Here is a 9,237-nt window from a genome sequence, read left to right as displayed (position 1 = left end):
GCGCCGGCCTGGCCGACATCGAACGCTGCGCCGAGGCCATCAGGAAAGCCAAGCGCGGCCGCATCCACACCTTCCTGTCCACCAGTCCCAGCCACCGCGACCATATCCTGCACGCCAGCCAGGAAGACATCCTGGAGATGATCACCAAGTCGGTGACCCATGCGCGCAACCTCTGCGGCGATGTGGAATGGTCGGCCCAGGACGCCACCCGCACCGAACCCGACTTCCTGCGTCGCTGCGTGGACGCCGCCATTCGCGCCGGGGCCGGCACCATCAACCTGCCGGATACGGTGGGCTACAGCTATCCATCCGAGTATGGCGACATGTTCCGCGATATCATCGCGAACGTCGAAAACGCCGACACGGTGATCTTCTCCACCCACTGCCACAATGACCTGGGCCTGGCCGTCGCCAACAGCCTGGCCGGCGTACAGGGCGGGGCGCGGCAGGTGGAGTGCGCCATCAACGGGATTGGCGAGCGCGCCGGCAACGCAGCGCTCGAAGAGATCGTCATGGCGCTCAAGGTTCGAGGAGATCACCTGCGGTTCCACACCGGCATCGAGACACAGCACATCACGCGCGCCAGCCGCTATGTCTCGGCGATTACCGGGTTCCCGGTCCAGTTCAACAAGGCCATCGTCGGCAAGAACGCCTTCGCTCACGAGAGCGGCATCCATCAGGACGGGATGCTAAAGGACCGCGGCACCTACGAGATCATGCAGCCCGAGGACGTGGGGCAGGGCTCCTCCAATCTGGTGATGGGCAAGCATGCGGGCCGCGCGGGGTTCCGCGCCAAGCTGAAGGACCTGGGCTACGAGCTGGGACAGAACGCCCTGAACGAGGCCTTCCAGCGCTTCAAGGACCTGGCGGACAAGAAGAAGCACGTGTTCGACGACGATATCGTCGCACTGGTCGACGACGCACTGGCCAGCGGTGCCGATCGCGTTCAGGTGAAGCACCTGCGGGTGATCGCGGGGACCGAGGGGCCGCAGGAGGCGTTCCTGACGGTCACGATCGAGGGCGAGGAAAGGTCAGCCAACGCCACCGGCGACGGCCCCGTGGACGCGGTGTTCAACGCCATCCATGCGGTGATCCCCCATACGGCCATCCTGCGCCTCTTCCAGGTGCATGCGGTCACCGAAGGCACCGATGCCCAGGCCCAGGTATCGGTGAGGCTCGAGGACGATGGCCGCATCGCCACCGGCCAGGCTGCTGACACAGACACCCTGACGGCCTCTGCAAAGGCCTACGTCAACGCGCTCAACAACCTCTTTGCGCGCAAGGAAAAGACCGCACCGGGCAAGGTCGTCAGCGGGTTCTGACGCTAAAATACTGTGGCATCCCGGCTTCATCACAGGCGAAGACCGGGATCGTTGCTTACCTGATCGCTGGAGGTTCACGCACGCCGTGGGTGTGCGTGGGTCCCGGCTCGGCCTTCGCGGCTGCGCCGCTGCGTTGGCCGGGATGACGGATTCAATTGCATGCTCTGGATTTTCCTCGCCGCTGCAGCCGCGCCTTTGCAGGTCGCACGCAACGCCATGCAGCGGGGGCTGGTGGGTGATGCCGGGCCGTGGGGCGCGACGCTTGTGCGCTTCCTGTTTGGCCTGCCGTTTTCGATCCTGATCTTCGCGGTCATGTGGACGATCACGCCGGACGCCCAGCCTGATCCTTCGGCACGGTTCTGGATCGCCGCCGTTGTCGGCGCCATCAGTCAGGTGGCGGCAACGGGGGCGCTGCTGATGGCGATGCGCAGCTCGGGGTTTGCGGTGGCGATCATGCTGCAGCAGTCGTCCCTGCCCATGGCGGCCATTCTCGGGTGGCTGGTTCTGGGTGACGCGCTGGGTATCGCAGCCTGGTCGGGCATAGCTGTGGGCACCGTCGGTCTGTTGGTTCTGTCCTGGCCGCGTCAGGGACAGGCCAGGGCGGATCTGCCGGGCGGACTACTGGGGCTGGCTGCGGGCGCGGCCTTTGCCGTAGCGTTCAACGCCTATCGTCAGGCGGGGCAGGCGTTCGACGCGGGCCACCCGCTCTATTCGGCGGCCGCGGCCCTGCTGGTCGCCCAGACGATGCAGTCGGTGGTTCTGTCGTCGATCCTTGGGCTGACGCGGCCTCAGGCCTTGCGGTCGGTGTTTGGAACCTGGAAGCCGTCGCTGGCCGCCGGCTTTTTCGGGTCAGCCGCCTCGGCGTGCTGGTTCGGGGCCCTGGCACTGGCGCCGGCGGCGCCGGTCCGGGCGATCGGTCTGATCGAGGGTCCGATCGCCGCGGCGGTTGGTCGCCGTCTGTTCAAGGAGCGTCTGACGCCCCGCCAATGGATCGGCGGCGGACTGACCGCAGCGGGGGTGCTGCTCACCGTTCTGGGTTGATGGCAGGGACAGCACGGTCTCAGGACCGGTCGCCAACGCTTCACCTCATTGCGCAGTAGCTGTACACAACGCGAGTTGCGAGATCCTGCCGCAGACCTGGAGACCTGACCGTTGATCGCACGCCGGACCTTCTTCCGCGTCGCATCGGGCGGTCTGGTCCTCGCGCTGGGCGCCGGTGCTGGCCGGACTCAACCCGACGCACCGACAGTGGCCGCCGCGTCCGATCTATCCGCGGCTCTGCCCGAAATCGCCGCGCAGTTCCGCCGGCGGACAGGGCAGAACGTGAGGCTCACCTTCGGCTCATCGGGCAATTTCACCCAGCAGATCCTCAACGGCGCGCCTTATGAAGTCTTCCTCTCCGCGGACGAGGCCTATGTGGAAACCTTGCGTCAGGCGGGGCGCGGAGAGGGCTCGGGCGTGCTCTACGCCATCGGCCGGATCGGGCTGTTCGCACCGAAGGGGTCTCCGGTCCAGGTGGATGGCGCGCTCGCCGGTCTGGGCAGGGCGCTCCGCGCAGGACAGGTGAGCAAGGTCGCCATCGCCAACCCTGAACATGCGCCCTACGGCCGGGCGGCGCGCGAGGCCCTCCAGGCGGCGGGCCTGTGGGATGACCTGCAGGGGAAGCTTGTTCTCGGCGAGAACGTCTCGCAGGCGACCCAGTTCGCCGTCGCCGGCGGCGCGCAGGCCGGCGTGATCCCGCTCTCGCTGGCCCTGACGCCGCCGGTCAAGGCGGCCGGCACGTTCGCCCTGATCCCGGCAGACCGACACAAACCCCTGCGTCAGCGGGCCACGCTGCTGACCGGCGCCGGCGCCACGGCCCGTGCCTTCCACACCTTCCTGCAGGGCGCTGACGCGCGCGCGATCTTCACCCGCAACGGCTTCACCGTGCCCGGGGGGCGCTAGCAGCTTGGACTGGGAGGCGTTCCGTCTTTCGCTGGTGCTCGCGGCCTGGACGGTCGGCCTTCTGCTGCCGCTTGGCCTGGTGCTGGCCCGCTGGATCGCCTTTCACAGGTTCCGCGGACGCGGCGTCCTGGAGGCGTTGATCATGGCGCCGCTGGTGCTGCCACCGACAGTGCTCGGATTCTATCTGCTGAGCGCGATGGGCGCCAATGCGTCACTGGGCAAGGCCTGGAGTGCGATGTTCGGCCACCCGCTGGCCTTCAGTTTCGAGGGCCTGGTGGCCGCCTCTGTCCTGATCAACCTTCCGTTCGCCGTGCAGCCGATGCAGCGGGCCTTCGAGGCCCTGCCGCCGGATGTCCGGGAAGCCGCCTGGGTCAGCGGCCTCTCACCCTGGCGTACATTCTGGCGTATCGAGGCGCCCCTGGCGTGGCCGGGCGTTCTGTCGGCGTTCGCGCTTACCTTCACCCACACACTTGGCGAATTCGGCGTGGTTCTCATGGTCGGTGGATCGATCCCCGGCGAAACGCGGACCATCGCGCTGGCGATCTATGATCGGGTCCAGGCCTTTGACACCCACGGCGCCGGGCTGATGAGCGCGCTCCTGCTGGCCTTCTCCATTGGCGCTATCGCCATCGCGACGGCGGCGAGCGGCCGCCTCGGGCGTCGTCATGGCTGAGCCGGGTCTCTCTGTCCGCCTGCACCAGTCGGGACCGATCCCGCTGAACGTCGCCTTCGCCTGCGCGCCGGGCGAGGTGCTGGGTCTGGTCGGCCCCTCCGGCGCGGGCAAGACGACAGCGCTTCGGGCGATCGCCGGCCTCTACCGGCCGCGCGCCGGACACATCACGGTCGGTGACGAGGTCTGGTTCGATAGCGAGGCGCGCCGGTTTCTGTCGCCGCACCGTCGCCGGGTCGGGCTGGTTTTCCAGGAGCACGCCCTGTTTCCCCACCTCTCGGCGCTGGACAACGTCGCCACGGCCCTCCTCGATCTTCCTCGCGACGAGCGACGGGACCGGGCCGCCGGCCTGCTGGCGCGGGTACATCTGGAAGGCCTTGAGAGGCGCAAACCGGCCCAGCTTTCCGGCGGCCAGCGCCAGCGCGTGGCCATCGCCCGGGCTCTGGCGCGCGAGCCGCATGTGCTGCTGCTGGATGAACCCTTCTCGGCGGTCGACCGTCGTACGCGCGTTCACCTCTATGAAGAGATCGTTGCGCTCCGACAGGGGCTTTCGATTCCGATGTTGCTGGTCACGCACGATGTGGATGAGGTTTCGAGACTCGCCGACCGGTTGTGTGTGCTCGATCAAGGGGAGGCCCGGGCGACGGGAACGCCTGCAGAGGTGCTGGCCGACCCTGCCGCCAGGGCGCTGCTTCTGGGCGATCCGCCGGCCTGAACCCGCACTCGCGCCGCAGGCGAACCTGCGCATACCGTATTAGGCCTTGAAATGACCAAGGTGTCAGGGCAGAGGTGCCTGAATATCCGCCAGACAAAGTTAACCATCCCAGGCGCAAACTCGCGCGACAGGTCGGTTGGGCTTTCGCCTTGCAGACAACTTGTCTTTTCCGCCCCAACTCGTCAGGGCCTTGCATGATCTCATCGCTCTTCGGCGCCATCTCGAACGATATCGCCATCGACCTCGGTACCGCCAACACGCTCATCTACATGAAGGGCAAGGGCATCGTACTCAATGAGCCCTCGGTAGTGGCGCTGCGCAATGTGGGAGGCCGCAAGGTCGTTCACGCCGTGGGCATAGAGGCCAAGCAGATGCTGGGCCGCACGCCTGGCCACATGGAGGCTATCCGCCCCATGCGCGACGGGGTGATCGCCGACTTTGAAGTCGCCGAAGAGATGATCAAGTACTTCATCCGCAAGGTTCACAACCGCAAGGGCTTCGTGAACCCCAAGGTGATCGTGTGCGTGCCGTCCGGTGCCACTGCCGTTGAACGCCGCGCCATCAACGATTCCTGCCTGAACGCCGGCGGCCGCCGCGTGGGCCTGATCGACGAGCCGATGGCGGCTGCGATCGGCGCCGGCCTGCCGATCCATGAACCCACGGGCTCGATGGTGGTCGACATCGGCGGCGGCACCACCGAGGTGGCCGTACTTTCGCTGTCGGGTATCGTTTATTCGCGCTCGGTTCGCGTCGGCGGCGACAAGATGGACGAGGCGATCATCAGCTACATGCGCCGTAACCATAACCTTCTGATCGGCGAGACCACGGCCGAACGGATCAAGAAGGAAATCGGCACCGCCCGCGCGCCGGCTGACGGCGAGGGTCTGTCGATCGAGGTCAAGGGCCGCGACCTGATGCAGGGGGTCCCCCGCGAGGTGCGGATTTCCGAGAAACAGGCCTCGGACGCGCTTGCCGAGCCGGTTGGCCAGATCGTGGACGCCGTGAAGATGGCGCTGGAAGCCACGCCGCCGGAACTGGCCTCCGACATCGCCGACAAGGGCATCATGCTGACCGGCGGCGGTGCGCTGCTTCGCGGCCTGGACGCCGAGATTCGCGATCACACTGGCCTGCCGGTGACGGTGGCCGACGATCCGCTGTCCTGTGTTGCGCTGGGCTGCGGCAAGGTGCTCGAGCATCCCAGGTGGATGAAGGGCGTTCTGGAATCCACCCTGGCTTAGGCGGCGCCCGCGCGGGTGGTAGGGGTCGAACCTAGATGTCCTACAGGGACAATCCGCTCGGCGAACTGAGGGTTCCCCTGACCTGGACGGCGGGGATCGTGTTTCTCGTTGTGCTGATCGCCTCCGTAGCGGTGTTGCTTTCGGATCGCCGCGAGGTCTTCGATACCGACGCCTATGGTCGCCCGCGCACCCTGTCTGACAAGGTGATGGCGCCGGTGGGCGATGCGCTCTCTACACCCGGCCGATTGACCGGGCAGGGGGTCGACGGCGTCAAGGGCTACTTCTTCGCCGTGTCCGAGAACCGCCGTCTCAAAGATGAGCTCAAGGAAATGCGCCAGTGGCGCGACGTGGCGCTGGCGTTGCGCGACACCAACGAGCGCTATCGCGCCGCCCTGGGCCTCAAGACCGATCCTCCCATTCCCATGGCCTCGGCGCGAATTGTCACCGACAGCCGCGGACCCTTCGCAAATTCCCGCCTGGCCAATGCCGGCAGCGAAGCGGGGATCAAGCCCGGCAATCCGGTGATGAGCGAGAACGGCCTGGTGGGTCGCGTCGTCGGCGTTACGGACGGTGTCAGCCGGGTTCTGCTGCTGACCGACGCCGCTTCACGCACGCCGGTGATGATCGACCGGACGAATTCGCGCGCCATTCTGACCGGCGACGGCGGACCCAATCCCAGGCTGGAATATCTGCGCGGCCAGGACCCTGTGCGCAGCGGCGACAGGATCCTGACCTCCGGCGATGGCGGTGTTTTTCCCCGGGGGCTACCGGTCGGGGTGGCGATCAAGGGGCTGGATAACCGCTGGCGCGTGGTGCTGGCCTCCGACAAGGCGGCGGTCGATTATGTGCGGATCCTGCTGTTCCAGGACTTCACCCAGGTGGTCAATCGCGCGGGCCTGGAGAAGGTTGAGGTTCCGCCGGCGACGCCTGGCGCCTCAACCCTGCCGCCGCCGGTTGCGACGCCTGCGGCCGTTCTGCCGGCCACCGCGCCGCCGACATCCCCTGAGCGCCCTGCTGCCAGGATTGCCCCGCGACCCGCCGGAGCAACACCGTGAGCAAAGGCGGCGCACAGCCCCTGGCGCCCTGGCGATGGCTTGGCGTTCCCATGTTGCAGGTCGTCCTGGCCACCTTCCTGCTGGCGCTGCCCTTGCGTTTCTGGGGGCTGAGCCTGCCTGAGCCGGTGTTCGCCCTGCCGGTGGTCTATGCCTGGGCGGTCATCCGCCCATCCATGCTGGCGCCGGTAGGCGTGATGCTGATGGGATTCTATCTGGATCTGCTCTGGGGCAATCCCCTTGGTTTCTGGGCGGTGTGCCTGTTGTTGCCCTATGGCCTGGTGCTGAGCGGGCGGGCGATGCTCGCGGGGCAGAGTCGCCTGTTCATGTGGGCCTGGTACAGCGCTGCGACCGCGCTGGCGCTTGGCGCCGGGTACATCTTTACGATGCTGGACACCCAGAATGCGCCGAGCCCGGTGTCCGTGGGTTGGCAATTCCTCGCCACAGTTGTGCTTTATCCCTTCGCCGACAGGCTCATCGACCTGTTTGAAGACGCAGACGTAAGGGTCCGCTGAGCGCACCATGACCGGCCCATCGATTTTCTTCGAAGAGGTGAACGAGCGTCAGGGCGTATTCCATCGGCGCGCCGTCCTGCTGGGCGCCTTCGCGGGCCTGGGCCTGACAGCCATGGGCGGGCGTCTGGCCTATCTGCAGCTGTTCCAGACCCAGCGCTATGAGCGGCTGTCCACCTCGAACCAGTTCAATTTCAAGCTTATGCCTGCGCCGCGCGGGGTGATCGTTGACCGCAACGGCGCGGTTCTGGCAGCCAATCGCCCCAACTTCCGGCTGCTGGTGGTCCGCGACAAGGGCACAGATACCGAAGCGACCCTCAAGACACTGGCCAGTTTTGTGCCGTTGGACGAGGTTCGCCAGCGCCGCCTGCTCAAGGATATCAACAGTGCGCCGCGCCGGGCGCCGGTTTCGGTCATGGAGGACATGACCTGGGAACAGTTCTCGGCCGTCAGCGTGCGTGCGCCGGAGCTTACCGGTGTCACCGCCGACATGGGCGAGGTGCGGGTCTATCCCTATGGCGGCGCCTTCGCCCACGTCATTGGCTACGTCGCCAAGGTGAACAAGGACGACATCAAAGCTGCAGGCCCCAACGCGGACTCGATCCTGCTGCATCCGGGTTTCAGGATCGGCAAGCAGGGCGTCGAGAAAGCCTTTGATCTTGAGCTTCGCGGCCGGCCCGGCGCGCGTAAGGTCGAGGTCGACGCCAACGGGCGCGAGGTCAGCCACCATGGCGAGGGCGACATCCCGCCGCAGCCGGGCGCTGAAATCCAGCTGACCCTGGATGTCGATGTCCAGAACCGGGCGCTGGAAGTCTTCGGCGAGGAGAGCGGCGGCGCTGTCGTGATGGATTGCCGCACCGGCGATATCCTGTGCATGACGTCGGCTCCCAGTTTCGACGCCAATCGTTTTGTGCGAGGCCTTACGGTCGCTGACTACCGCGGCCTGGCGACCTTCGAGCGCAAGCCCTTGCTGGACAAGTGCCTGTCAGGCCTCTACCCGCCGGGCTCAACCTTCAAGACGATGACTGCGCTGGCGATCCTCGACGCGGGCATAGACCCGGATATCCGCGTCAACTGTAGCGGCGGGATGAACTTCGGAGGCCGCTACTTCCACTGCCACAAGCGCGGCGGGCACGGATCGCAGAACCTGCGCGACGCCATCAAGAACTCCTGCGACACCTATTTCTATGCGATGTCACTGCGGGTGGGGCCGGATCGCATCGCCATCGCCGCCCGCGCCTTCGGCCTCGGCCAGATTTATGACATCGGGATCCCGGGCCAGAAGAAGGGCACCGTACCCGACCGGGCCTGGAAGAAGCGCTACTTTGCGAAGAACGAGGCCCAGCAGCCCTGGTGGCCGGGCGAAAACCTGTCTTACGGCATCGGCCAGGGCTATCTGCAGGTGAACTGCCTGCAACTGGCCGTAATGACGGCGCGGCTGGCCAATGGACAGAGGGCGCTCAATCCGCGTCTCGTTCGCTCGGTGGGCGGCAAGGAACTGCCAAAGGGATCGGACGCGCCGCCACTGCCGTTTGCGACCGAGCATATCCAGTATGTGCGTGACGGCATGGCGGCGGTGACCGAGGCGGGCGGCACCGCGTTCCGGGCCAGTCAGCTGGGCCTGGGTGACATCCTGATGGCGGGCAAGACCGGCACCGCCCAGGTGCGCAACTATGACAAGGGCGGATCACGCGGCCAGGGCGGGACCTGGCGCCTGCGCGACCACGGCCTGTTCGTGGCCTTTGCGCCCATTGACGCCCCTCGTTACGCCATCGCCGTGGTGG

General features: G+C 66.6%; 9 protein-coding genes. All 9 read left to right on the top strand.

What is annotated here, in order from left to right:
• The coding region (locus tag ACIQ42_RS11425; protein WP_397422309.1) for a 2-isopropylmalate synthase at nt 1-1,322 on the top strand (1,322 nt) is incomplete at its 5' end.
• A 159-nt stretch (nt 1,323-1,481) separates the two neighbouring features.
• Nucleotides 1,482-2,363 carry a DMT family transporter gene (locus ACIQ42_RS11420; RefSeq protein WP_397422308.1) on the top strand — a complete coding sequence of 294 codons (882 nt, stop codon included), beginning with the start codon at nt 1,482-1,484 and terminating at the stop codon, nt 2,361-2,363.
• A gap of 111 nt (nt 2,364-2,474) precedes the next feature.
• Entirely contained in the window at nt 2,475-3,266 is a 792-nt protein-coding gene (modA, locus tag ACIQ42_RS11415) for a molybdate ABC transporter substrate-binding protein (RefSeq protein WP_397422307.1), read from the top strand.
• Nucleotides 3,267-3,270: 4 nt separating this feature from the next.
• Complete coding sequence (gene modB, locus ACIQ42_RS11410) at nt 3,271-3,939, top strand: molybdate ABC transporter permease subunit (protein ID WP_397422306.1); 669 nt, start codon at nt 3,271-3,273, stop codon at nt 3,937-3,939.
• On the top strand, nt 3,932-4,651 hold the full coding sequence (locus ACIQ42_RS11405; RefSeq protein WP_397422304.1) for an ATP-binding cassette domain-containing protein: 720 nt from the start codon (nt 3,932-3,934) through the stop codon (nt 4,649-4,651). Before modB ends, ACIQ42_RS11405 begins: the two co-directional genes overlap by 8 nt.
• Nucleotides 4,652-4,845: 194 nt before the next feature.
• Entirely contained in the window at nt 4,846-5,889 is a 1,044-nt protein-coding gene (locus ACIQ42_RS11400; RefSeq protein ID WP_397422303.1) for a rod shape-determining protein, read from the top strand.
• A gap of 35 nt (nt 5,890-5,924) precedes the next feature.
• Nucleotides 5,925-6,944, top strand: coding sequence for a rod shape-determining protein MreC (mreC, locus tag ACIQ42_RS11395; protein WP_397422302.1), 1,020 nt, complete (start codon nt 5,925-5,927; stop codon nt 6,942-6,944).
• Nucleotides 6,941-7,456, top strand: a complete 516-nt coding sequence (locus ACIQ42_RS11390) for a hypothetical protein (RefSeq protein ID WP_397422301.1) — start codon at nt 6,941-6,943, stop codon at nt 7,454-7,456. The genes mreC and ACIQ42_RS11390 overlap by 4 nt, the downstream gene beginning before the upstream one ends.
• 7 nt (nt 7,457-7,463) lie before the next feature.
• Nucleotides 7,464-9,237 (top strand): penicillin-binding protein 2 (gene mrdA, locus ACIQ42_RS11385; RefSeq protein WP_397422300.1); only part of this gene is annotated, 1,774 nt, incomplete at its 3' end.

Origin of the sequence: Phenylobacterium sp., from assembly GCF_044372605.1 — a bacterium.
Taxonomy (GTDB): Bacteria; Pseudomonadota; Alphaproteobacteria; order Caulobacterales; family Caulobacteraceae; genus Phenylobacterium.
Note: the sequence above shows the minus strand (reverse complement) of the source record. Positions and strands in the feature narration are given on the sequence as shown.

Bases quoted from the DNA above. Each gene is read 5' to 3' on its own strand.
- ACIQ42_RS11420 (WP_397422308.1), top strand. From the start codon at position 1,482: ATGCTCTGGATTTTCCTCGCCGCTGCAGCCGCGCCTTTGCAGGTCGCA.
- ACIQ42_RS11405 (WP_397422304.1), top strand. From the start codon at position 3,932: ATGGCTGAGCCGGGTCTCTCTGTCCGCCTGCACCAGTCGGGACCGATC.
- ACIQ42_RS11400 (WP_397422303.1), top strand. From the start codon at position 4,846: ATGATCTCATCGCTCTTCGGCGCCATCTCGAACGATATCGCCATCGAC.
- mreC (WP_397422302.1), top strand. From the start codon at position 5,925: ATGTCCTACAGGGACAATCCGCTCGGCGAACTGAGGGTTCCCCTGACC.